General features: G+C 65.8%; 23 protein-coding genes. 9 read left to right on the forward strand and 14 right to left on the reverse strand.

Features of this window, described 5'->3' with window-relative positions:
* Window positions 1-36: 36 nt before the first annotated feature.
* The 3 genes from E2I15_RS24095 to E2I15_RS24105 form a co-directional block, all read right to left on the reverse strand.
* The gene (locus E2I15_RS24095) at window positions 37-1,239 is read right to left on the reverse strand and encodes an NAD(P)/FAD-dependent oxidoreductase (protein WP_137482216.1); all 1,203 of its coding nucleotides are present in this window, start codon (window positions 1,237-1,239) and stop codon (window positions 37-39) included.
* Window positions 1,240-1,342: 103 nt separating this feature from the next.
* Window positions 1,343-1,675 (reverse strand): hypothetical protein, encoded by a 333-nt coding sequence (locus tag E2I15_RS24100; protein WP_137482217.1) that lies wholly within the window; start codon window positions 1,673-1,675, stop codon window positions 1,343-1,345.
* A 200-nt stretch (window positions 1,676-1,875) separates the two neighbouring features.
* Window positions 1,876-2,826 carry a helix-turn-helix transcriptional regulator gene (locus E2I15_RS24105; protein WP_137482252.1) on the reverse strand — a complete coding sequence of 317 codons (951 nt, stop codon included), beginning with the start codon at window positions 2,824-2,826 and terminating at the stop codon, window positions 1,876-1,878.
* 366 nt (window positions 2,827-3,192) lie between these two features.
* On the opposite strand from E2I15_RS24105, the gene E2I15_RS24110 reads away from it, so the two are divergent.
* A complete protein-coding gene (locus E2I15_RS24110) occupies window positions 3,193-4,125 on the forward strand; it encodes a helix-turn-helix domain-containing protein (RefSeq protein WP_137482218.1) in 933 nt (310 codons plus the stop codon).
* A gap of 12 nt (window positions 4,126-4,137) precedes the next feature.
* On the opposite strand, the gene E2I15_RS24115 is transcribed toward E2I15_RS24110, so the two are convergent.
* Both E2I15_RS24115 and E2I15_RS24120 read right to left on the reverse strand, forming a co-directional pair.
* Window positions 4,138-4,317 (reverse strand): hypothetical protein, encoded by a 180-nt coding sequence (locus E2I15_RS24115; RefSeq protein ID WP_137482219.1) that lies wholly within the window; start codon window positions 4,315-4,317, stop codon window positions 4,138-4,140.
* Window positions 4,318-4,326: 9 nt separating this feature from the next.
* Window positions 4,327-4,560 (reverse strand): DUF6894 family protein, encoded by a 234-nt coding sequence (locus tag E2I15_RS24120; protein ID WP_137482220.1) that lies wholly within the window; start codon window positions 4,558-4,560, stop codon window positions 4,327-4,329.
* 190 nt (window positions 4,561-4,750) lie between these two features.
* On the opposite strand from E2I15_RS24120, the gene E2I15_RS24125 reads away from it, so the two are divergent.
* From E2I15_RS24125 to E2I15_RS24135, 4 genes are all read left to right on the forward strand, one after another.
* A complete protein-coding gene (locus E2I15_RS24125) occupies window positions 4,751-5,425 on the forward strand; it encodes a TetR/AcrR family transcriptional regulator (RefSeq protein WP_137482221.1) in 675 nt (224 codons plus the stop codon).
* On the forward strand, window positions 5,422-6,240 hold the full coding sequence (locus E2I15_RS39335) for a (2Fe-2S)-binding protein (RefSeq protein ID WP_246668272.1): 819 nt from the start codon (window positions 5,422-5,424) through the stop codon (window positions 6,238-6,240). The genes E2I15_RS24125 and E2I15_RS39335 overlap by 4 nt, the downstream gene beginning before the upstream one ends.
* A gap of 142 nt (window positions 6,241-6,382) precedes the next feature.
* Complete coding sequence (locus tag E2I15_RS24130) at window positions 6,383-8,101, forward strand: xanthine dehydrogenase family protein molybdopterin-binding subunit (RefSeq protein ID WP_246668275.1); 1,719 nt, start codon at window positions 6,383-6,385, stop codon at window positions 8,099-8,101.
* Complete coding sequence (locus E2I15_RS24135) at window positions 8,098-9,021, forward strand: FAD binding domain-containing protein (RefSeq protein WP_137482222.1); 924 nt, start codon at window positions 8,098-8,100, stop codon at window positions 9,019-9,021. Before E2I15_RS24130 ends, E2I15_RS24135 begins: the two co-directional genes overlap by 4 nt.
* A gap of 64 nt (window positions 9,022-9,085) precedes the next feature.
* Here E2I15_RS24135 and E2I15_RS24140 read toward each other — a convergent pair whose 3' ends face one another.
* From E2I15_RS24140 to E2I15_RS24155, 4 genes are all read right to left on the reverse strand, one after another.
* Window positions 9,086-10,864 (reverse strand): adenylate/guanylate cyclase domain-containing protein, encoded by a 1,779-nt coding sequence (locus tag E2I15_RS24140; protein WP_137482253.1) that lies wholly within the window; start codon window positions 10,862-10,864, stop codon window positions 9,086-9,088.
* Between the two features lie 156 nt (window positions 10,865-11,020).
* Window positions 11,021-11,638, reverse strand: coding sequence for a LysE family translocator (locus tag E2I15_RS24145; RefSeq protein WP_137482223.1), 618 nt, complete (start codon window positions 11,636-11,638; stop codon window positions 11,021-11,023).
* Between the two features lie 196 nt (window positions 11,639-11,834).
* Entirely contained in the window at window positions 11,835-12,368 is a 534-nt protein-coding gene (locus E2I15_RS24150) for a hypothetical protein (protein ID WP_137482224.1), read from the reverse strand.
* Between the two features lie 7 nt (window positions 12,369-12,375).
* Entirely contained in the window at window positions 12,376-13,818 is a 1,443-nt protein-coding gene (locus tag E2I15_RS24155; protein WP_137482225.1) for an LVIVD repeat-containing protein, read from the reverse strand.
* A 120-nt stretch (window positions 13,819-13,938) separates the two neighbouring features.
* Here E2I15_RS24155 and E2I15_RS24160 point away from each other — a divergent pair, with 120 nt between their 5' ends.
* The 4 genes from E2I15_RS24160 to E2I15_RS24175 are packed head-to-tail and all read left to right on the forward strand — an operon-like array spanning window position 13,939 to window position 15,718.
* A complete protein-coding gene (locus E2I15_RS24160; RefSeq protein WP_028343393.1) occupies window positions 13,939-14,253 on the forward strand; it encodes an ArsR/SmtB family transcription factor in 315 nt (104 codons plus the stop codon).
* On the forward strand, window positions 14,246-14,710 hold the full coding sequence (locus E2I15_RS24165) for an SRPBCC family protein (protein WP_137482226.1): 465 nt from the start codon (window positions 14,246-14,248) through the stop codon (window positions 14,708-14,710). Before E2I15_RS24160 ends, E2I15_RS24165 begins: the two co-directional genes overlap by 8 nt.
* The gene (locus E2I15_RS24170) at window positions 14,703-15,170 is read left to right on the forward strand and encodes an SRPBCC family protein (RefSeq protein ID WP_137482227.1); all 468 of its coding nucleotides are present in this window, start codon (window positions 14,703-14,705) and stop codon (window positions 15,168-15,170) included. The genes E2I15_RS24165 and E2I15_RS24170 overlap by 8 nt, the downstream gene beginning before the upstream one ends.
* A gap of 32 nt (window positions 15,171-15,202) precedes the next feature.
* Window positions 15,203-15,718, forward strand: a complete 516-nt coding sequence (locus E2I15_RS24175; protein WP_137482228.1) for an SRPBCC family protein — start codon at window positions 15,203-15,205, stop codon at window positions 15,716-15,718.
* A 168-nt stretch (window positions 15,719-15,886) separates the two neighbouring features.
* Here E2I15_RS24175 and E2I15_RS24180 read toward each other — a convergent pair whose 3' ends face one another.
* From E2I15_RS24180 to E2I15_RS24200, 5 genes are all read right to left on the reverse strand, one after another.
* Window positions 15,887-17,497, reverse strand: coding sequence for an acyl-CoA synthetase (locus E2I15_RS24180; protein WP_137482229.1), 1,611 nt, complete (start codon window positions 17,495-17,497; stop codon window positions 15,887-15,889).
* Between the two features lie 138 nt (window positions 17,498-17,635).
* Window positions 17,636-19,156 carry an FAD-dependent oxidoreductase gene (locus E2I15_RS24185; RefSeq protein ID WP_137482230.1) on the reverse strand — a complete coding sequence of 507 codons (1,521 nt, stop codon included), beginning with the start codon at window positions 19,154-19,156 and terminating at the stop codon, window positions 17,636-17,638.
* A gap of 27 nt (window positions 19,157-19,183) precedes the next feature.
* A complete protein-coding gene (folE, locus tag E2I15_RS24190) occupies window positions 19,184-19,801 on the reverse strand; it encodes a GTP cyclohydrolase I FolE (RefSeq protein WP_137482231.1) in 618 nt (205 codons plus the stop codon).
* A gap of 119 nt (window positions 19,802-19,920) precedes the next feature.
* Window positions 19,921-20,376: a GatB/YqeY domain-containing protein gene (locus E2I15_RS24195; RefSeq protein ID WP_018269821.1), complete on the reverse strand. Its 456-nt coding sequence runs from the start codon at window positions 20,374-20,376 to the stop codon at window positions 19,921-19,923.
* 58 nt (window positions 20,377-20,434) lie between these two features.
* Entirely contained in the window at window positions 20,435-21,136 is a 702-nt protein-coding gene (locus tag E2I15_RS24200) for an alpha/beta fold hydrolase (RefSeq protein ID WP_137482232.1), read from the reverse strand.
* Window positions 21,137-21,290: the final 154 nt, after the last annotated feature.

A 21,290-nucleotide genomic window follows, 5' to 3' on the forward strand; every position in this document is an offset into this window, starting at 1 on the left:
CGCGATCGCAGTTGCGAGCTTTCGCCGAGCTCAGCTTCAGACTTCGGTGACGTGCTCCGGGTCGGCGGATGCGAGCGCCGCGGCGCGCTCGGCGCGCGGCGGATAGATCCAGACGGTGTTGATCTCCCGCTTGGTCTTCTTGGCGACGTCGCCGACCATCTCGACCTTGCGCTCCCAGCCGCGGGTGAACAGCGCACCGGCCTCGCCGAGGTCGAGGCAGGTGACATAGGCCTTCTGGTGATACGGCTTGGTCGGGACACCGAGCAGCTCGGCCGCGGCGTTGTTGCCGGCAAAGGCGCCCATCCGCGTTGCGTGCTGGCACGACATCAGCGCGTAATTGCCGACATCGTCGCACGCGGCACGCGCCGCATCGCCGGTGGCGAACACGCCCGCGACCGACGGCACACGCAGATCGCGGTCGACCAGCAGCCGGCCGAAATTGTCGCGTTCCGCCGGGATCTGCATGGTCAGCGGCGCGGCGCGAATGCCCGCCGCCCAGACCACGGTCGCGGCCTCGACATGCTCGCCGTTGGAGAGCGTGACGCCGGACTTGCTGACCTCGGCGACGCCGGCGCCGAAGCGGCCTTCGACGCCGAGCTTGCGCATCGCGTCCTCGATGATCGGGCGCGGGCCCTCACCCATGTCGGGCGCGATCGCGGCATTACGATCGACGATGACGACGCGCGGCCTGGCGTCCTTGCCAAGGATCTCGCGCAACCGCGCCGGCATCTCGGTCGCGGCCTCGATGCCGGTGAAGCCGCCGCCGGCAACGACGACGGTGTCGCGGGCCACCGATGCCGGCTGCCTGGCGAGGCCATGCAGATGGCGGTCGAGCGCGATCGCGTCCGCAAGATTGTCGACGCTGAAGCCATGCTCGGCGCCGGGCACGTTCGGACGGAACAGCCGGCTGCCGGTCGCCACCACAAGGCGATCATAAGGCAGCGTCTTGCGCGCGTCCTTGGCGGTGACGATCTGCACGGTGCGGGCCTTGGTGTCGACGGCCTCGGCACTGCCCTGCACATAGACAACGTCGATCGCGTTGAAGACGTCGAGCAGCGGCGCGGTCAGCGTCTCCGGCTTCGGCTCGTAGAGCCGCGGGCGCACCACCAGGGTCGGCTCCGGCGCGACCAGCGCGATCTCGAGCTCCTCGGGCGAGACGCCCTTGATGTCGCGCAGCCGGGCTGCGGAGAGCGCGGCGTACATGCCGGCAAAGCCGGCGCCAATGATGACAATTCGCATGGGTATCTCCTCTGGGTTGACAGTCTCTGATGTCCGCGCGTTGCCGCCGCGTGCGGCGAAGCCTGTCGCGACCGGCGACGCGAAGAGGTGAAATGGCGAGCGCCTATTGCCGGGCGCAGCTCGACAGGAACGGCGTGCGCACCCCTGGCATGCACGCCGCGCGGCAGCCTCTCGCGCCCGACAACGATCCATGCTGAAGGCCGATCGGCAGCGCGGCGCCCGGGAGCCAATCGCGGTAGAGCGCCTGGGCGGCGTCGCTGATCATCACCGACGTCATGGCATCGACGCCCTGAACGGCCTGCGCCGGCGCATCGGCGTCCTCGCCGGTTGCCGACGTGAAGCGGACGGTGAGCGTAAGTCCGTACATCAGGGCAGTCGCGAGGACCCGGCGTCGCCGCCTGACTGCAAGGGAGCTACCGAAATCCTTCCAGGCCATCGCTTGTCTCCGTTGTTGGCATGGGCGCCACGGTGATCTAGCGAATTGGCCTTGTGAGTGCCCCAGAGCGATTGCCCGACCTGAAGAGCGATTGCGGCTAGAGCATTTTCGATTCTGATTGAATCAGAACCGACGCTCTGGATTCTTGTTTTGACGCGTTTTCTTCACGCGAATCGGTGTCCACTTCGCTCGAAAACGCTCTACCTGAGGCGGCGCCGCCAATCGCTCGGGGTCTCGCCGGTCAGCTTCCTGAACGCGGCCGCGAACGCGGTTTGCGAACTGTAGCCGAGCGCCGCCGCGATCGAGACCACGGATGCGTCGGTGTCGCGCAGCATGTTCATGGCCTGCTCGAGCCGGTGCTGGCGCAGCCAGGCATGCGGCGAGAGCCCGGTGCTTTCCTTGAAGGCCCGGCAGAAGTGAAAGCGCGACAGGCCGGCGTCCGCCGCCAGCGCCGCGAGCGAGACGTCCGCATCGCTGTCCGAGCGCAACCGCTCGATGGCGCGGCGCAGCGCCGCCGGCGCGAGACCGCCCACGGTCGCCTGCACGGTGGCAGGCACGCCGGCATGCGCCGACAGCAGGCGCGTGGCCAAAAGATCGGTCAGCTGCTGCCGGAACAGCGCATCCAGCGCCGCGCTGCCCTCGAGCGCATCAGCGGCGCTCAGCAGCAACCGCGATGTAATCGGATCGGGATGCCCGGTACGCTCCAGCAGATCGCCGGGAGCCGCGGTGTCGGCTTCGCCGGCCACGCGCGCCAGCGTCGCATGCGGAAGATAGAGCTGAACGACATGCATCGACTGGTGAATATCCCAGCGCGAGCTCGAGCCGGCCGGAATGATCGTCACGACCCCGGACCGCGCCGTTCCGATCGAAGCCACCCTGCCGGTGCGCCGCTCCAGCCGCTGCGAGCCGGCGGGATAGGTCATGACGACATGGTCGACCATCGGCCTGACCACATCGTGCAGGGCATCATGCTTCCAGTAGGCGATCGCGCCGCTCGACGGGTCGGCCGCCATGCGAAGCGGCTGCGTCTTGAGCACGCGGGCCATCTCCTGGCCGGCCGGGCAGCGCGGACCGGCCGGTGCCTCGGCCTGCCGCGCTTCGGATGCGGCGGGCGAATCCCGCAAAGGATCGTGCAGGATCGGCTTGCTCATCACCTGTGCTCGCGTTTGAAGGCTCATGCGCTCCCTCCTCGGGGGCCAGTCTGTGGGACCGGTGAGGCGCGGAACTGCCCGCCGGACCTAAGCGCCGTGCAGTTCGAGTGTCTTTCCTGAAACCGCCATGCTTTGCCCAATTCTGCGCCAAGCGCCGCTGCGACATTTCTGCGTCCGGCACGGTCGATCGAACCAAGGCAATTGAAATCGTTCTGGAATCGCGGGGCCGCGATCGGCCGGCAGGTCGTTCATGATTGCGTGAGCAAACTGGACTGCGCCGCAGCAATCCCGGATAATGAGCGACGGCTTCGCAGGATGACTGACGGGTCCCTGCCCGGCTGCACATCAATGATGGACTCAACGCGCATGACACAGGCGGGCGCCTACGGGCAGCGGCTCGGGCAATTCCTACGCCTGAAGGATACGCCGCCGGCGCTGATCACGCGCACGCTGCGCAGCGCCGAACTCGCGGTCACCGAAACCCGGGACGACAGCCCGGTGCCCGGCTTGTCCGGATCGCTCACCGCCGAGGATGCCTTTCTCGTCAGCCTGAAGCTGCACGATTATCCGGACTGCGAATTGTGGGAGGGCGGCAAGTGCCTCATGAAGCGGGATATCCCGGCGGGCGCGACCTATCTCTACGATCTCAAGCGCGATCCGCGCTACGTGATCGACAAGCCGTTCCATTCGCTGTTCTTCTATCTGCCGCGCTCGGCGCTCACCGATTTCGCCGAACAGACCGGCTCGCCGCGCATCGGTGAACTGGCCTGCGAAACCGGCACCGGTCACGACGACGGTGTCATTCGCCATGTCGGGGCGCTGCTGCGCGAGGGATTGCGCCGGCCGGACGAGACCAACCAGCTGTTCATCGATCACATGATGCTGGCGCTGACCGCGCATGTCACCCGGACTTATGGCGGAATACAACACCCGACCAGACCGGCCCGCGGCGGCCTCGCCGCCTGGCAGATCAACCGCGCCTGCGAAAAGCTCGAGTCCGACCTCAGCGGGAAGATTTCGCTGAAGCAGATCGCGGCCGAACTCGATCTGTCGGTCGGCCATTTTTCGCGCGCCTTCCGCATCTCCACCGGCCTGCCGCCGCACCAATGGCTGCTTCAGCAGCGCCTGAAGGTGGCCAAGCAACTGATGGCGGCGCGCGACCTCTCGCTGTCCGAGATCGCGATTACGGCCGGCTTTGCCAATCAAAGCCACTTCACGCGGGCGTTTTCCGCCGTGGTCGGCGTCAGCCCGGCGGTGTGGCGGCGCGAGATGCACCGCCCGGCGAGAAGCGAGCGCTGAACAGGGCCGCGTTCAACCGGCCGCCGCGGCTCGCACGGCATGCTTGGCATGCCATTTGGGGCCGGGACCGCGCATGTAGTGCAGCTCGGGCCGGTAGGGATCGCGAATTCGCGCGATCAGGTTCTGCAAGCCCGTCGTGATCGCGTTCCAGCCGTCGCGCAGAGGGAGCAATGATGCGTGCGGTGACAGCATGGCGCCCTCTCAATGCGGCTTCCCGAGCACGGAAGCGAAGGACAGGATCACGATCTCCTCGCCGGACTCGTCGCTCACATGCACGACCCAGTCGCGCCAGTCTTCGAGGCTCACGGTTGCGACCAGCGATCGCATCATGCACGTCGCCGCCTCGCAGGCCTCCGAGAGGCTGGTCACCGAGGTGCCGCGGCGATCCATCAACACCCCGTGCGTGGTCGAGCAATGAAAATAGACCTGGGTCATGTGCCTATCCTCGGAAGCTCCGGACGAGAAGGTCATCTTTGCGCGACGAAGCTCCACGTTTCTTCGACGCGACCATTCGGAAGGCGGTTCACATCAGTGCGGGCCTCGCGGAATGGTGATCAAGCTCCAGCATCGCCCTCCTCACCAAATCGCGATTTGACAGTTTTTCTATATTTGTCAAAATCGTCAAATGGGACCGAAAACCCGCATTCTCGATGCCACCATGCTGGTTTTCCGCCGGCACGGCTTTCGCCGCTCCTCGATCGAGCAGGTCGCCGAGGCCGCCGGCCTGACGCGGCAGGCGCTCTATCACCACTTCGAATCCAAGGAAGCGCTGTTCCGCGCCGTGATCGAGCGCGTGCATGAATCCGCGATCGCGGCCGAGGAGACCGCCGTTGCCGCGGCGGAGACCGCGGGCGACGATCTCGGCGACATCCTCGCCGCGGGCATGACCGCGCGGATGTCGACCATGATCGGCTCGCTGGACGGCTCGCCGCACCTCGAGGAATTGTATTCCGAGCACCTCGTGCTCGCGCGCGACCTCTACCAGACCTACGCCGCGCGCTATGCGGAGCGCATGGTCGCAACGATCACGCGGATCGTGCGCAAGCAGCAGCTCGCGCTGCCGCAGGACCTCTCGCCGGCCGAATTCGCGCGGCTGGTCGAAATGGCGATGTACGCAGCGAAGTCGCAGTATCCGGCGATGCAGCCGTCGGACGCGTTTTTGAAGGACATGGCGATCATGGTGCGGACGCTCTGCGCCGGCGCCAAGCCGAAACCTTTGCCGAAATCGCAGAAGCCGCCCGTCAGGAAGGCGGCAATCCCCAAAAGGCCGACACGCAGGACAAGCGGAGGACATCCATGAGCACGACGACCGTCAATGGCCGCGTCGAATCCCTGCCCGACGATCCCGATGCGCTTCTGATCGACATCGTGCGCGACCAGCTCGAGCTCACCGGCACCAAGCTCGTGTGCGGCGCCGGCGTTTGCGGCGCCTGCACCGTGCTGGTCGACGGCGCGCCGGTCGCAAGCTGCCTGATGCCGGCGCACGCCGCCGCCGGCAAATCGGTGACGACGGTGGAAGCCATCGGCACGTCCGGGCTGCATCCGGTGCAGAAGGCGTTCATGGCGCATGACGCCCTGCAATGCGGCTTCTGCACGCCCGGCTTCATCGTGGAAGCGACCGCGTTCTGCGACAATTGGCGCGCGACCAGGGGAACGGCGGTGCCGTCGCGCGAGGAAATCGGCGCGGCGCTGTCGGGCCATCTCTGCCGCTGCGGCGCCTATGACGGGATCTTCCGCGCGGTGGCGGACGCCTGCGCCGGCCGCTTCGACGGCGATCATGTCACGGCGCCCCGCATCGAGGCGCGCGACAAGGTGACGGGCGCGGCGAAATACACCGTCGACATCCATCATGACGGCCAGCTCGAAGGCCTGATCCTGCGCTCGCGCGAGGCGCACGCGCGCATCACCACGCTCGATCTCGCGCCGGCGCGCGCTCCCCGGCGTTGCTGCGGTGTCGCTGCTCGGCGACGACCGGATCGTGCGCTATGTCGGCGAGCCGATTGCGGCGGTCGCGGCAAAGGACCGCAAGAGCGCGCTGGCCGCGTTGGCCGCGATCAAGCTGACCAGCGAGCGCCTGCCCGCCGTGGTCGGGCTCGACGCCGGACGCAAGGATGACGCGCCGGTGGTGTTCGACAAGGCGAGCCGCAAGCGGGCCGGCAACGTCTCGGAAGCGGCCGGCGGGCCGGCGCCCTGGAAGCAGAACATCCGCGGGCCGACCGCGGTGTTCTCGACCCGCGCCAAGAAGGCCCGCAACTGGGTGGACGAGGCGCGCCAGGCCAACAGCAAGCTGCTCGTCGAAGCCACCTTTCGCACCGCGACGCAGCAGCATGCGTGTCTCGAGCCCCATGCCGCGGTGGCGCGCTTCGACGGCGACCGGCTGACCCTGCACGCCTCGACCCAGCAGGTGTTTCACCTCAAGGAGCAGATCGCCAAGCGCTACAAGCTCGATCACGACAAGGTCCGCGTGATCGCCGACCACGTCGGCGGCGGCTTCGGATCGAAGGCGAGCCTCGGCACCGAGACGATCGCCGCGATCGAGCTCGCGCGCGCGGCGAAGGCGCCTGTGAGAGTTGCCTACGACCGCCAGGAGGAGCTCTCGGTCGCCGGCTACCGGCCGGCTGCGGAGTTGAAGGTCGCGCTGCTGCCCTCCGACCGGGGCGGCCTGAAAGCGCTCTCCGTCACCGCGCACGCCGATACCGGGGCCGCGACCAACTCGACGATCGCGGGCCTGGCGCGGTTGATCTATCCGGCCGAGGCGAAGGATCTTTCGGATTTCGACGTCATCAGCAATTTGCCGCCCGGCGCCGCCTTCCGCGGTCCCGGCGGTCCGCCGATGGCGTTCGCGGTGGAGCAGTCGATCGACGAGGCCGCGCTGCGGCTCAACGTCGATCCGATCGCCTTACGCAAGAAGTGGGATCCCGATCCCAACCGTCAGCGGCTCTACGATTGGGCATCCGGGCTCGAGATCTGGCGCAATCGCAAACCGGCGCAGAACGGGCGCTATCGCCGCGGCATCGGGGTCGCGACGGGCTACTGGCTCTATCTCTGGCAGCCCAAGGTCAAGGTCGAGGTCGCGGTCAAGGGCGGCCGCATCGTCGCCAGCACGGCGACGCAGGACATCGGCACCGGCACCCGCAGCGTGCTTGCCGACACGATCGCGCGCGAGTTCGATCTCGAACCCGGCGAGATCGATGTGCGGATCGGCGATTCCTCGCTGCCCGAAGGCCCCGGCTCCGGCGGCAGCCGCGTCACCGCCTCGGTGATGCCGCCGACGCTGCAGGCAGTGCGGAAGCTGAAGGCCGCGATGCTCGAACAGGCCACGCGAAAGCCGGCGCCCGGCTCGAACGCGCCCTGGCGCGAGCTGATCGCACGCTCGCCCGACATCGCTGTCGTGGAGACGCGCGGCGAGGACGGCAAGAACACCGCGCCCGGCATCCGCTCGCCGCTGCGCGAAGTGGGCCTGATGGGCATGGTGTTCGGCTGGATGATGCGCCGCTTCTCGAACATCGCGGTCGGCGCTGGCGTGCCGAGCTCGGTGCAGGTGATCGAGGTGGAGGTCGACACCTGGCTCGGCCATGTCCGCGTGCTCAACGTGCATACCGGCATCGCGGTCGGCAGGATCGCTTCCCCCGCGCTGGCGCGCAGCCAAGCCTGCGGCGCGGTGATCCAGGGCCTCGGCTACGCACTCTACGAGGCGCGCGAGCTTGATCCGACCAGCGGCGACGTCCTGACCGCGGGAATGGAGGATTACCGCATCCCCGGGATCGCCGACACGCCGGAGATCGACGTCCATTTCGACGAAGCCGGCTTCGACCACGTGCTCGGCAACAGCGTCGGCATCGGCGAAGCGTCGACGGTGCCGACCTCGGCCGCCGTGGCCAACGCGATCCACAACGCGATCGGCGTCCGCCTCACCGAGATTCCGATCCGGCCCGATCGCATCGTCGCCGCGCTGAAAGGGAGGGATGCCGCATGAGTGTCGCGACTGCAGACGTCATATCCGCGCCCGAATTCCGCGCCGCCGGCACCGATCTGTCGGAGCGCCGCCGCAGCGGCCTGTCGTGCGGCGCGATCATCGATCTCGCCGCCAGTCTCGACACGATCGGGATTGCGTGGAATGCGGACGGCTCGGCCCGCATCGGCGCCCTGACCACGATCGCTGCGATCGCATCCGATCCGCGGCTCGCCGGGGCTTACCCCGGCATCGCCGCCGCCGCGCAGGGCCTCGCCACGCCGCAGATCCGACACATGGCGACGCTCGGCGGCAACCTCGCCCAGCGCTCGCGCTGCTGGTATTTCCGCAATCCGCAGATCGCCTGTCTCAAGAAGGGCGGCGCCGACTGTCCGGCGCGATCCGGCAATCACCTCTATCACGTCGCATTCGATCTCGGCCCATGCGTCGCACCGCATCCGTCGACGATGGCGATGGCACTGCTCGCCTATGATGCGAAGGTCGCCACCGACCGGCGCAGCGGATTGTCGATCTTCGACCTGCTCGGCGACGGCAGCAACGGCGCGGCCGACAACCTGCTTGCCCCAAGTGAACGGATCGAGCGGATCGAACTGCCTGCCCCGCTGGCCGGCGAGCGCGCGCTGTACAAGCGCGCCATCAGCCGGACGCATGCGGAATGGCCGCTGGTCGAGATCTGCGTGCGGGCGGTGATCTCCGGCGGCGCGTTCCAGCAGGTCAACATCGCCGCCGGCGGGATCGCCCCGGTCCCGCTGCGGCTTGCCGCATCCGCGGCGGCGCTGCAGGGCAAGCAGATTAGCGCGGCGACCATCGCGCAGGCCGCCGAACTGGCGACCTCGGGAGGCAGGCCGCTGCCGATGACCGGATACAAGCTCGAGCTGCTGACGGGCCTCGTGCGCGACGTCATCGAGCGGATCGTGGCGTAGGTTCAAGCGCCCATTCGCGGCCTCGAGGCAACGTCGTGTCTGGAATGCATAGATCCAGGAATTCCTACGCCGGAATGCCCGCCTCACACAGCACGGCGACCATGCGGTCGCCCCATTCGGCGGTCCTGGTCGGAAAATTCTGCCGCGCGTAGGAAGCGCGGAGATCAGGCCGCAGCTTGAGCAGGCGGCCGGCGATAGCGCGCGCCTCGTCGAGATGCCCCGAGCCGACTTCATTCATGATCAATGCGCTGAGCGTGTGCGCATCCTCGCCGATCACCAGCGCCTTGGCGGCGGCCGCACGGTCCTGATCATACTGACCGAGCATGAAATGCGCGAAGCTGATTCCATTCCACATCGACGCCCGCCCGGGATCGATCGGGCTGAGCTGCAGCCTACGCTCAAAACTTTCGATCGCGCGTGCCGGCTGGACGCACATGAGCGAAATCCAGCCGCGATATCCCCATGCCGCAGCATCGTTCGAATTGAGCGAGATCGCCTCTTCGATCATCGTCTCAGCGCGATCGTAGTCATGGCCGAGATAAGCAAACATGTGAGCCGCACGCGCCAGCACGAACGGATCGTCACTCGCCAGCACGCAGGCGAGTTCGGCGATCCGCAGCGCCTCTGCCAGCTCCTCCGCGCCGGGGGGCGTGCCGCGCGTGGTCTGCTTCAGCAGTGACGAATAGGCCAGCATGATCTGAGCGGCCGCATAATTGGGATCAAGCGCGCAGGCCTTGTTGAACCACTCGCCGAGTTCGGTGGCGCCCCACTTGGAGCGGTCTGCATATGCCGCAATGCCTCTCAGGAATAGATCGTAGCTGTCGAGACGATCGGTCGGCTTGCTTCGGGTTCGTTCGATCTCGCTCTGCTGGATTTTTGGCGCTATCACGCTGACAACATTTGCGGTGACCTGGTCCTGCAGGTCGAACACGTCCTTCAGCTCACCGTCGAACCTGTCTGCCCAGAGATGCGCGCCGCTGCCGGCCTCGATCAATTGCGCGGTGATCCGAACGCGGCCGCTCGACTTGCGCACCGAACCTTCGAGCACGTATCGCACACCGAGTTCGCGCCCGACCTGCTTGATGTCGACGGGCTTTCCCTTGTAGGTGAAGCTTGAATTGCGCGCGATCACGAACAGCGATCTGAAGCGCGATAGCGCCGTGATGATGTCCTCGACAACGCCGTCGGCAAAGTATTCCTGCTCCGGATCGCCACTCATATTCTGGAACGGCAGCACCGCGATAGAAGCCTTCTCGGCAAGCGCGGGTGGGGAAGCCGGAACGGTGAAGGCATGGTTCACGACCGTAGTCGCAACCGCTGGCGAGGCGCCGCCGATGAGAAGCCTCCAAGCACGAATTGGCTCGGCAATATTCTTCAGGAGCTGCGGCCCCAAGTCCTCGAAGGTCGCATCGACCTTGCCGCGAACTTGCCGTTGCGCGTCGTCGGAAATGCAAACGCCACCCGGTTCGGCAATCCCCTCCAGGCGCGCTGCGATGTTGACGCCATCGCCAAAGATATCGTTGTCATCAAAAATGATGTCGCCGATGTGGATTCCGATTCGGAATTCGAGCCGCTGCTCCGTTGGTTCGGCAAAATTCTGATCGGCCATTCGACGCTGAACTTCAACAGCGCTGCGTACCGCATCGACGGCGCTGGCGAATTCAACGAGCATTCCGTCGCCGGTCGTTTTGACGACGCGGCCGCGATGCGCAGCCAGCATCGGATCGAGCAGCATCCGCCTGACCGACTTCAGCTTGGCCAGGGTGCCTTCCTCGTCGATTCCCATCAGCCGGCTGTAGCCGGCGACATCCGCCGCCAGAACCGCTGCCAGACGCCGATCCACGGTAGTCAAGGCCTGCTCCCAGACGATGGGTTAGCGTTCGTCGCGGATCAAAGCATGGCCGACGGCCTCCGGGCTAGAGCAAACGTCTGCGAAGTTTGCCGACGCCGGGAATCGTGGCCTTGTCTGCGACGATTTTGAGCCTATCGCCCGGCGGCTTCAGCGCGCCCGGGTCAGCGCCAGCCAGATGCCGCCGCCGATCATGAAGCCGCCTGAGATGCGCGACATCAGCCGGGTCCGCTCCCTGGAGAAGAACTTGCGGGCGCGGCCGGCCGCCAAGGCGTAGGCGGCGTCGGTCAGCACGGCGGTCGCCATGAAGGTAACGCCGAGCAGCGCCACCTGCGGAACGTGCGGCTTGTCCATATCCATGAACTGCGGGATGAAGGCGCCGAAGAACACCAGCACCTTCGAGTTCGAAAGCAGCACCAGAAAACCCTGCAGGAAGAAGCCGCCGCGCGGGGGCGGCGGCGTGTCGTCGGTGCTGACGCCCTCGACCGGCGAGCGGATCAGCTTGAAGCCGAGCCAGACCAGATAGGCGGCACCGGCAAAGCGCACCCAGTCGAACCAGTAGCCCATCGTCGCCATCAGCGAGGTCAGCCCGACCGCGACGGTGCCGATCACGATCGCAAGTCCGACCTGCGCGCCCAGCACGTTGGTGAGCGCGGCGCGCGTGCCGTAGCGCAGCCCGTTGGCGATCACCATCGTGACGATCGGACCGGGCAGCAGCGCCAGCGCAATGCAGGCGGCGACGAAGGCGAAATAGGCTTGCAGGGACATGGGGAACTCGCTGACGGTGAAGCTGAATTATGCACATAGGATGGGCGAAGAGGAAGCGGCTCCTGCTCATCTCAGTCATACCCGCCAAAGCGGGGTATCCAGTACGCTGCGGCCTATCAGCTAGGCATCAGCGTCTCTGGAATACACCCGCTTTCGCGGGTGACGACACCACTTTCGCATGCGAGAGACGGGCTCCTCAACGCTCCTCCATTGCCGCAATCATCGATGCTCTGATCTCTCGCGACTCCAGAAACTTCAGCGTCGCCCGCTGCACCCCTGCGGCGTCTCCCCTGCCCTGCGCCGCCACCGCCATCAGGTCGCAGCGATGCGACACGGCGATCCCGATCGCAGTGCGATGTCCATCAAGGTCATAGACCCTGATCCGCCCCGGCATGCCGGCCACCCGGACGATATCGCCGGCCTTCAGCGGCGCGAAGCGCGGGCTGATCATGTCGACATCGGCAACGCGGTCGACCTCGTCGTCATCGGCGACGCCGCTGTCGCAGTTGCAGAAGCCGAGTTTCGGCCGGAGATAAACCTCGACGTCGCCGCCGCATTCCGCCGAGCCGCAGCGGAAGGCGCGGCCGGCAGGCCAGCCGTCGCGCGGGAACGGCCAGCCGATCTCGCGCCACGCGGCCGCGCGCGGCGGCGCCATCTCGTAGCCGGCGACGGCGGAGAGCCCGCCGAGCGCCAGGACCATCGCCGCGATGACGGGCCACGAGCGCATCATGGCGCGCTCACGGCAGACCGGCAATGGCGCGCGCCGCGCCGGTCAGTTCGAGAATATGCAGGCCGGTGTTGGCGCGATCGACCGCGTAGATGTAGCCGCGCTCGTCGGTCTCGACATTGTTGGTCTGGATCGCGACCTTGCAGCGGTCCTTGCCGTCGATGGTGACGCAACGCTTGTCGGTCGCCGCCGTGATGGAAGGTATGAAATACCCCACTTCCTTCGGGTGATAGGGATCGCGGATATCGAGCGCGCGGACGCCGGCGTTGAAGAAGGCGATGAAGGCCAGCTTCTTGTAGTAGACCGGCGCCATGCTCTCGTTCGACGAGTGCGAGCCGAACCGGCCGCCGCGCTCGCAGAACGCGCCGGAGGCTTCGGGCACCGTGTAGCTCGAGATCAGCATCGGCCGCGCCTCGGTGGTGACGTCGGCGAACCACACCATCTGGCGCGCCTCGCCGCATTCATTCTGGATCGCCTCGTCGACGATCATCACGATGTCCCGGGTCTTGCCATCCTTGTCATGGGCGAATTCCGCGATCGGCATGGCGGGCATCGGAAACACCGTGTGCGCGCCGTTCATCGCCGACAGCGGCATCCGCGCGATCTCGGGGAATTTCAGATTGTCCGGCGTCGGCTGCTTCGGTCCGTTCAGCAGCTTGTCGCGATCGACGATCTGCAGGAAGCCGCCCTTGTTGGTACCGTAGCCGAAATAGACGCGGTTGCCCTGCGGCCCGGTCGAGATCGGCCCGTGCAGTTCGGTCGGCACCGCGCCGGTCGCGCCCGGCTCCTGCCCGGGCAGGCCGAAGTCCCGGATCTTCGTTGGCTGCGCGGGATCGGAGAGATCGTAGACCTGCGTCATGCGCCGCGTGCGCCAGTCCGGTGCCCCCGACACCAGGAAGGCGATGCCGGTGCCGCATTCCCAAAAACTCTTGTGCGTGTCCTTCAATCCGCCGATCCGGGTGACGAGCACCGGATTGGCGGGATCGGCGACATTCCAGATTTCATGCGCCTCGCTGCCGAAGGTACGCAGCATGTAGACCGCGTTGCGGTCGCCCTTCGGCAGATCCTTGCCGTCGCAGATCCGCACCATCTGCGCGCCGCCGGATTCATATTTGCCTTCCTGTCCGGGAATGTGCCGCAGATATTTCGGATGCGCGGGATCGGTGACGTCGACGATCGAGGTGCCGTTCGGCTCGGCCTTGCCGGTCATCGGGTTGACGGGATCGGGAATGTCGTCGGTGCCGCCGTGATGGCCGATATAGGCGATCCATTTGTCGCCCTGATGATGGATGGTCGGCTGATAGGCGCTGCGCGCCTGCAAATCGTTGGTTCCAACCAGCCTGATGTTGGAGGCTTCAGGCGGGTCGCCGATCTTCTGCTGCTGGGCGCTCGCGCCATTCGCGAGCAGGACAAGAAAGAACGTGCAGCAAACTGCCGTAACGCGACCGCCCATGCGCACCACCCAATGTTCCACACCAATCTGCGTTGGCTGCCGGCGAGGCTAGCACGGCGCTGCCGGCCTCCAAACACACGCTCTTGACATGCAACCATTTGGTTGCCTATTATTCGACCCATGGATGAAGTCTTCAAAGCCCTCGCGGATGCCTCACGGCGAACGCTGCTTGACCGGCTTCACGATCAGAACGGGCAGACGCTCGGTGAGCTCTGCGACGGTCTCGACATGACGCGTCAGGCCGTCACCAAGCACCTTGTGATTCTCGAGGAGGCCAACCTCGTCACCACGATCAAGCACGGCCGCGAGAAGCTGCACTATCTCAACCCGGTTCCGATCCATCAGATCGGCGAGCGGTGGATCAGGAAGTTCGAGCGCGGGAAACTCGCCGCGCTGAGCGAGTTGAAAAGACAACTGGAGAAGCGTGATGAGTAAACCGGACTACGTCTACGTCACCTATATCGAGACCACGGCCGACAAGCTGTGGCACGCGCTGACGTCGAGCGAATTCACCGAACGGTTCTGGTTCGGCTATCGCGCCAGCTCCGACTGGAAGGTCGGCTCGCCTTACCATCTCGCCAAGGACGGCCGCCGCGCCGTGCAGGGCGAGGTACTGATCGCCGATCCGCCGAACCGGCTCGCCTATAGCTGGGACGTGGTGAAGGAAGGCGTAGAGCGCGAGTGGGTCTCGCGCGTGACCTTCGACATCGAACCGCACGGCGGGGTCGTCAAGCTGATCGTGACGCACGACAACCTCGGTCCGAAGACGCTGCGCGACATCTCCGGCGGCTGGCCGATGGTGATTGCAAGCCTGAAGAGCTTCCTGGAAACGGGACACGAATTGCCGGCCGACCTGCTCACGAGCTCCGCCAGGGAGGCCTACCATGCCTAAGCCCGAATTCGCCTACGTCACCTACATCGAGACCACGCCGGAGAAGCTGTGGGACGCGCTGACCAAGAGCACGTTCACGCGGCAATACTGGTTCGACACCGAGTTGCAATCGGACTGGAAGGTCGGCTCGCCGCTCGCGCTGGTGATGGGCGGCAAGACCACCGACACCGGCGAGATCCTCGAGGCCGACCGGCCGCGGCGCCTCGCCTACATCTTCAAGCACGTGCTCGACGAAGACATGCGCAAGGAGCCGGCAACCAAGGTGGTCTTCACGCTCGAAGCCCATGGCAAGATCGTGAAGCTGACCGTGACCCATGAGGGCTTCGGCGCAGGCAGCAAGCTGCTCGACGGCATTTCCAAGGGCTGGCCGGCGATCCTGTCGGGGCTCAAGAGCCTGCTCGAGACCGGCAAGGCGGCCACCATCCCGCCGGCCGCGCTCGGGATCGACGGCTTCGAATGACAATGAAAATCTATCGACGGGTGCGAACCGACATGAACATCGAGAGATTCAAACCGGCGATCGTCTATGCGATCTACATCGCCGCCACGCCCGAGAAGGTGTGGCAGGCTTTGACGACTGCCGAACTCAGCCGGCAGTACTTCTCCGGCAACGCGGTCGAGGTCGATCTGCGGATCGGCGGCGCCTACATCGTGCGGACGCCCGACGGCGCGCTGCACATCTCCGGCGAGGTGATCGAGTGCGATCCCCAGAAGCGGCTGACCGTCACCTTCAACGTCAACTGGCCGCAGCTGGTCGAAAAGCTCGGGCCAACACTCGTCACTTACGAGATCGAGCCGGCCGGCGACGGCGTGAAGCTGACGCTGCTGCAATCGCATGACCGTCTGATCAGCGACGACATTCTCGCAGGCGGCCGCACCGGTTGGCCGGCGATCCTCTCCAGCCTGAAGAGCCTCGTGGAGACGGGCAAGGCCATGGTGATCCCGATGCAGCCGCCAGCGCGCATGATGGCCGCGCTGAAGGAATTGGGAATCCCGATGCCGGGGTGAGGATGGCGATACAGCCATCCCGTACTCCGCCGTCGTCGCGGCGAAGGCCGGGACCCATTACCACCGCTCCAAGCGGTTGGAGTTCGCTGGAGCCACAGCGTCGCGCAACACAAGCATTTGTGCTTATGGGTTTAGCCGGGACGACGGTGGAGAGAGTGTGTGCCAGAGCTACCCCAGCGCCCTCAGCTCCCGCCGCAGCACCTTGCCCGTCGCCGTCATCGGCAGGCTGTCGGCGAACTGCACGAAGCGCGGATACTCGTGGGCGGCGAGTTGGACCTTGACGAACTCCTGGATCTCGCGCGCCAGGGCATCACCCGGTGCGTAGCCCGGCCGCAGCACGATCCAGGCCTTGATCGATTCGGTGCGGATCGGATCGGGGATGCCGACCACCGCCGACATCGCGACCGCCGGATGCTTCATCAGCGTGTGCTCGATCTCGGACGGGCCGACCCGATAGCCGGCCGTGGTGATGACGTCGTCCTCGCGGCTGACGTACCAGAAATAGCCGTCCTCATCCTGCACGCCGAGATCGCCGGTCAGCAGGAATTCGCCGGCATATTTCTTCGCGGTCGCTTCCGGGTTGCGCCAGTACTCGATCATGGTGCAGGGGCACGGCTGGCGCACGCCGATGATGCCGCGCTGGCCCCGCGGCAACTCCTCGCCCTTCTCGTTGACGATGTGGACGTCGAAGCCCGGCGTGGCGCGGCCCATCGAGCCCGGACGGATCGGAAACAGGTTGGAATTGCTGCCGATCACGAGATTGCATTCGGTCTGGCCGAACACCTCATGGGCGTCGATGCCGAAGGTGTCGCGCACCCAGCCGAGCAATTCGCCACCGAGCGACTCGCCGCCGGTGAAGATGCTGCGCAACTTGACGCCGGAATTCTTCACATTCGCCTGCCGCATCAGCTTCAGCGCGGTCGGCGGCAGGAATACGTTGCGGATGCCGAGCTCGGCCATCATCTGCATCGCCGCTTGCGGCTCGAACTTGCGGGCGCGGTGCCCGACCATCGGGATGCCGTGGTACCAGAACGCGAACAGGCCGTTGATCAGGCCGCCGATCCAGGCCCAGTCGGCCGGCGTCCACATCAGGTCGCCGGGCCGGGGCAGGAAGTTGTGGCACATCTCGACATTGGGCAGATGGCCGAGCACGACGCGATGCGCATGCAGCGCGCCCTTCGGGTTGCCTGTGGTGCCTGACGTGTAGATGATCAGAGCGGGATCGTCGGCCGAGGTGTCGACGGTCGCGAACTCAGGCGACGCCGACTTGATCGCGCTCCAGAACGGTTTCGTCCCCGTCGGCGTCTTTTCGCCGACGACATAGACGCTCTTCAACTCGGGCAGGCGATCGCGGATTTTCGCAATCTTCTCCCAGCCTGCTTCATCGGTGATCACGGCCTTGGCAGCCGAATTCGACAACCGGAATTCGAGCGCGTCCTCGCCGAACAGCGCGAACAGCGGGATTGAGATCATCGCGGCGCGAAACGCCGCGAGATGCGCGACCGGCAGTTCGAGCGATTGCGACAGGAATACCGCGACACGGTCGCCGCGCAGCAGGCCGTCGGCGGTCAGCACATTGGCGAAACGGCGCGAGGCGTCCGCCACCTCGTCAAACGAGGTGCGCGTGGTGCCGCCATCCTCGTCGACATAAACCAACGCGAGCCGCCCGGTACCGTCGGCATGGCGGTCGCAACACGCGGTCGCCATGTTGAAGCGCGCGGGAACGTCCCAGCGGAAGTTGCGATAGAGCTCGTCGTAGGTTTTGGCTTCTTGAAGCATGGCCGCAGATTAGAGCCTTTTCCGTTCCGATGGAATCGGCACGAGCTCCAGATTCTCGTTTTGACGCGTTTTCTTCACGCCAACCGGTATCCACTTCGCTCGAAGCGCTCTGGAGCCGTCAGAACACAAACCCTCCCGTCAGGCGGCCGCCCGCTCCATTGCGACCTCGGCCTTGAGGCTATCGAGGTCGCGATAGATCGACGCGACCGCGAGCACGCGCCCGCCGCGCTTGTAGCGCAGCACGCAATCCCTGCCGGCAATGCTGCCATCCACGGCGATCTCGTCCCACTGCTCGGCATGGCCGACATAGTTGATCGGCACGTCGTAATGCTGGCTCCAGAAGAACGGCACCGCGTCGAACACCTCACGCTGCCCAAGCATATTCCGCGCGGCGGTCTGGCCCTGGCGCTCCGCCACCACCCAATGCTCGACCCGGATCGTCTCGCCGCTGTGCGGATCGGGCCAGCGCGCGATATCGCCGGCCGCGTAGATGCCGGGAGCACTGGTTTCGAGATAGGCGTCGACTGTCACGCCGCGATCGATTGCGAGCCCGGCCGCTTCCGCCAGCGCCAGCCGCGGCTTCACGCCGACACCGACCACGACGAGATCGGCATCGAGCACAGGCCCGCTCTTCAGGTGCGCGCGCTTGGCCTCAATCGCGGTCACCGTGTCGCCGAGGTGGAATACGACGCCATGCTCTTCGTGCAGCGCGCGGACGAAATCGCCCATCTCAGGCCCGAGCACGCGTTCCATCGGCCGCTGTTCCAGCCCGACCACGTGAACCTCGATCTGGCGCGCGCGCAGCGAGGCCGCCACCTCGAGCCCGATGAAGCTTGCACCGATCACAACCGCGCGGCGCGCTCCGCTGGCCGACGCGATGATCGCCCGGCAATCGTCGACGGTGCGCAGCACATGAACGTGAGGCTGGTCCGCGCCAGGGATCGGCAGCCGCACCGGCTCGGCGCCGGTCGCCAGCAGCAGCCGGTCATAGGGGACAACTTCGCCGCTGGCGAGCACGACGTTGCGGCGGCCGGTATCGATCGACTTGACCTCGGTCCTGAGTCTCAGATCGATCGCCGCGTCGGCATAGAAACTGTCCGGCTTCAGCGGCAGCCAATCTTCCGGGGCACTGCCGGCGAGGAAGTCCTTCGACAGGTTCGGCCGATCCACCGGCGGCGTGGCCTCGCCGCTCAGCATGACGATGCTGCCGCGATAGTCCTGCCGTCGCAGCATCTCGGCGGCGGCAAACCCTGCCCCGCCGCCGCCGACAATCACGATGCTGCCGGGTGCATCCACCGGACCCTCGACGCGGAATTTCGGTTGCGCACGCTTCTCGCGCACGACGATGCGATCGCCCGCGCGCTCGACCTTCCAGACGGCGAGCGCGTTGAAGGCGGGCGCGGCGGTCGCTTCACCGGTGCGAATATCGAAACAGGCATGATGCCAGGGGCAATGAACGGTCTCGCCCTCAACGAGGCCTTCGGCAAGCGGGCCGTGGTAATGGCTGCAATGCGCGTCGATGGCGAAGATATCCGCGCCCGAACGCACCAGCAGCACGTCCTCGTCGCCGACATGGCCGAGCAGCATCGCGCCCGAGAAGTCGGAGAGTGCCACGCCCTGTGTCAGATCCGGACCGGAAGGAGCCTGCTGATCGGCCATGTCGTTCCTCCATCGCCCTGTGACGCTCTAAGCCGCTATCCCGAGGAATTCCTGGCGGGTTAGCGCATTGTCGCGAAAGCAACCCAGCATGCGGCTGGTCACGAGATCGGTGTCCGGCTTGTGCACGCCACGGGTCGTCATGCAGTGATGCGACGCCTTGATGATGACGCCCACGCCCTGAGGCTTCAAGACGTCGTTGATGGCGTTGGCGATCTGCGCCATCATCTTCTCCTGAATCTGCAAACGCCTGGCATAGATATCGACCACGCGCGCGAGCTTGCTGATGCCGACCACGCGGCCGTTCGGGATGTAGGCAACCCAGGCCTGACCGATGATCGGCGCCATATGATGCTCGCAATGGCTCTCGAAACGGATGCCCCGCAGGGCAATCATTTCGTCGTAGCCTTCGATCTCCTCGAAGGTCTTTTCCAGGATCTCCGCGGGACGTTGGTCGTAACCCGCAAAGAATTCCTCGAACGAACGCGTCACACGCGCCGGAGTTTCAAGCAGACCGTCCCGCTCGGGATCGTCGCCGGTCCAGCGGATGATGGTGCGGACTGCAGCTTCGACTTCGGCCCGGGTCGGCTTGTCGGATTCGGTTTGAGCAGCTCTTGCACGATCCAGCGTATGCACAATCGGGTTCATCAGGGCCTTTCCTTTGCGGCGTCATCGCGAGGTCATGCCCGTCAGATGCTCCGTCAGCAGAAAGGTTCCCGCAATTCGGCCAGCGGCACCTTGCGCCGCAAGCCACCCGGGACGAACGGCTAGCCCGTCAGCGCTGCCTTGACGAGGCCGCTGGCCTTGCCGAAATCCATCTGCCCGGCGTATTTCGCCTTCAGCGCGCCGATCACCTTGCCCATGTCCTTGATGCCGGCGGCACCCGTCTCGGCGATGACGGCCGAGATCGCGGCCTTCACGTCGTCATCGGACATCTGCTTCGGCAGGTACGCCGAGATCACCGCGATCTCCTCGCGCTCCTGGGCGGCGAGCTCGGCGCGCCCGCCCTTGTCGTAGAGCTCGACCGACTCCTGGCGCTGCTTGATCATCTTCTGCAGCAGGCCGAGCAGGTCGGCATCGGAGAGCGGCGGCTTGCCCTGCCCGCGCGCGTCGATGTCGGCGTTCTTGATGGTCGAATTGACCATGCGCAGCGTGGAGAGCTTGCGCTCGTCCTTCGCCTTCATCGCTTCCTTGACCGCAGTATTGATGTCGTCGCGCAGCATTTCGTTGTCCTTGAACCAGCAATCCCCTCATCTAGGCAGTTTGCACCGGCAGAACAACCTAGTTCCTCAGCCATTCGACCAGCGCGGCGGCGCAGGCCTGCGGTTGTTCCAGCTGCGGCAGGTGACCGCAATTGGCCAGCACCACGAGCCTGGCGCCGGGAATGCCGTTGGCCATCTCGTCCGACAGCGAATTCGGAACGGTGTTGTCGGTATCCGACGTGAGCACCAGTGTCGGGCACTTGATCCAGGCCATGCTCGGCCGCGAATCCGGCCGGCTGAGCACCGCGTTTTGCTGGCGGATGAAGGCCTCGGCGCCGACGTCCTCGCTCATGTCGTCGACAATCTGGCGCAAACTTGCATCGCCCTGCCGCGACGGGTGCACGAAGCCCGGAAACAGCTCGTCGACCACGCTGCGATATTGGCCGCTTTTGGCACGCTCGATCATGCCGCGGCGGCGTGCGGTCGCTTCCGGCGTGTCGGCCCTCGCCTGGGTGCTCATCAGCGCCAGCTTCGCAACCCGCTCCGGCGCTTGCCGCATGATCTCGAAGGCGATGTAGCCGCCCATCGAGTGCCCGGCGAGCGCAAAGCGCGGCGGCGCCTCGGCGAGGATCCGGCGGGCGATCGCCCCCATATTGTCGTCCCTGACATGGTTGGCGATCGTCACCGGCCCGCATCGCCACAGCGCCGGGATGACCGGGGCGAAAATCCGCGGCGAGCAGATGAGCCCCGGGACGAGCAGGATCGGCATCGTATTATCCATGCGGGAGCTCCGGACGGGTCATTTTCGGCAAGCAAACGGCCGTTACAAGGAACTTTAGATTAAAAGGCCGTTCCGGCCTGTCAAATCGGCGGACATTGCCGTGTGAATCCGCGCCGTTTCGCTTTGACGCCGCAGGGTGCGGCGACTATTTAAA

The organism is Bradyrhizobium sp. BR2003 (assembly GCF_009720285.1).
GTDB lineage: Bacteria > Pseudomonadota > Alphaproteobacteria > Rhizobiales > Xanthobacteraceae > Bradyrhizobium > Bradyrhizobium elkanii.

Bases quoted from the DNA above. Each gene is read 5' to 3' on its own strand.
- E2I15_RS24095 (WP_137482216.1), bottom strand. From the start codon at position 1,239: ATGCGAATTGTCATCATTGGCGCCGGCTTTGCCGGCATGTACGCCGCG.
- E2I15_RS24100 (WP_137482217.1), bottom strand. From the start codon at position 1,675: ATGGCCTGGAAGGATTTCGGTAGCTCCCTTGCAGTCAGGCGGCGACGC.
- E2I15_RS24105 (WP_137482252.1), bottom strand. From the start codon at position 2,826: ATGAGCAAGCCGATCCTGCACGATCCTTTGCGGGATTCGCCCGCCGCA.
- E2I15_RS24110 (WP_137482218.1), top strand. From the start codon at position 3,193: ATGACACAGGCGGGCGCCTACGGGCAGCGGCTCGGGCAATTCCTACGC.
- E2I15_RS24115 (WP_137482219.1), bottom strand. From the start codon at position 4,317: ATGCTGTCACCGCACGCATCATTGCTCCCTCTGCGCGACGGCTGGAAC.
- E2I15_RS24120 (WP_137482220.1), bottom strand. From the start codon at position 4,560: ATGACCCAGGTCTATTTTCATTGCTCGACCACGCACGGGGTGTTGATG.
- E2I15_RS24125 (WP_137482221.1), top strand. From the start codon at position 4,751: ATGGGACCGAAAACCCGCATTCTCGATGCCACCATGCTGGTTTTCCGC.
- E2I15_RS39335 (WP_246668272.1), top strand. From the start codon at position 5,422: ATGAGCACGACGACCGTCAATGGCCGCGTCGAATCCCTGCCCGACGAT.
- E2I15_RS24135 (WP_137482222.1), top strand. From the start codon at position 8,098: ATGAGTGTCGCGACTGCAGACGTCATATCCGCGCCCGAATTCCGCGCC.
- E2I15_RS24145 (WP_137482223.1), bottom strand. From the start codon at position 11,638: ATGTCCCTGCAAGCCTATTTCGCCTTCGTCGCCGCCTGCATTGCGCTG.
- E2I15_RS24150 (WP_137482224.1), bottom strand. From the start codon at position 12,368: ATGATGCGCTCGTGGCCCGTCATCGCGGCGATGGTCCTGGCGCTCGGC.
- E2I15_RS24155 (WP_137482225.1), bottom strand. From the start codon at position 13,818: ATGGGCGGTCGCGTTACGGCAGTTTGCTGCACGTTCTTTCTTGTCCTG.
- E2I15_RS24160 (WP_028343393.1), top strand. From the start codon at position 13,939: ATGGATGAAGTCTTCAAAGCCCTCGCGGATGCCTCACGGCGAACGCTG.
- E2I15_RS24165 (WP_137482226.1), top strand. From the start codon at position 14,246: ATGAGTAAACCGGACTACGTCTACGTCACCTATATCGAGACCACGGCC.
- E2I15_RS24170 (WP_137482227.1), top strand. From the start codon at position 14,703: ATGCCTAAGCCCGAATTCGCCTACGTCACCTACATCGAGACCACGCCG.
- E2I15_RS24175 (WP_137482228.1), top strand. From the start codon at position 15,203: ATGAACATCGAGAGATTCAAACCGGCGATCGTCTATGCGATCTACATC.
- E2I15_RS24180 (WP_137482229.1), bottom strand. From the start codon at position 17,497: ATGCTTCAAGAAGCCAAAACCTACGACGAGCTCTATCGCAACTTCCGC.
- E2I15_RS24185 (WP_137482230.1), bottom strand. From the start codon at position 19,156: ATGGCCGATCAGCAGGCTCCTTCCGGTCCGGATCTGACACAGGGCGTG.
- folE (WP_137482231.1), bottom strand. From the start codon at position 19,801: ATGAACCCGATTGTGCATACGCTGGATCGTGCAAGAGCTGCTCAAACC.
- E2I15_RS24195 (WP_018269821.1), bottom strand. From the start codon at position 20,376: ATGCTGCGCGACGACATCAATACTGCGGTCAAGGAAGCGATGAAGGCG.
- E2I15_RS24200 (WP_137482232.1), bottom strand. From the start codon at position 21,136: ATGGATAATACGATGCCGATCCTGCTCGTCCCGGGGCTCATCTGCTCG.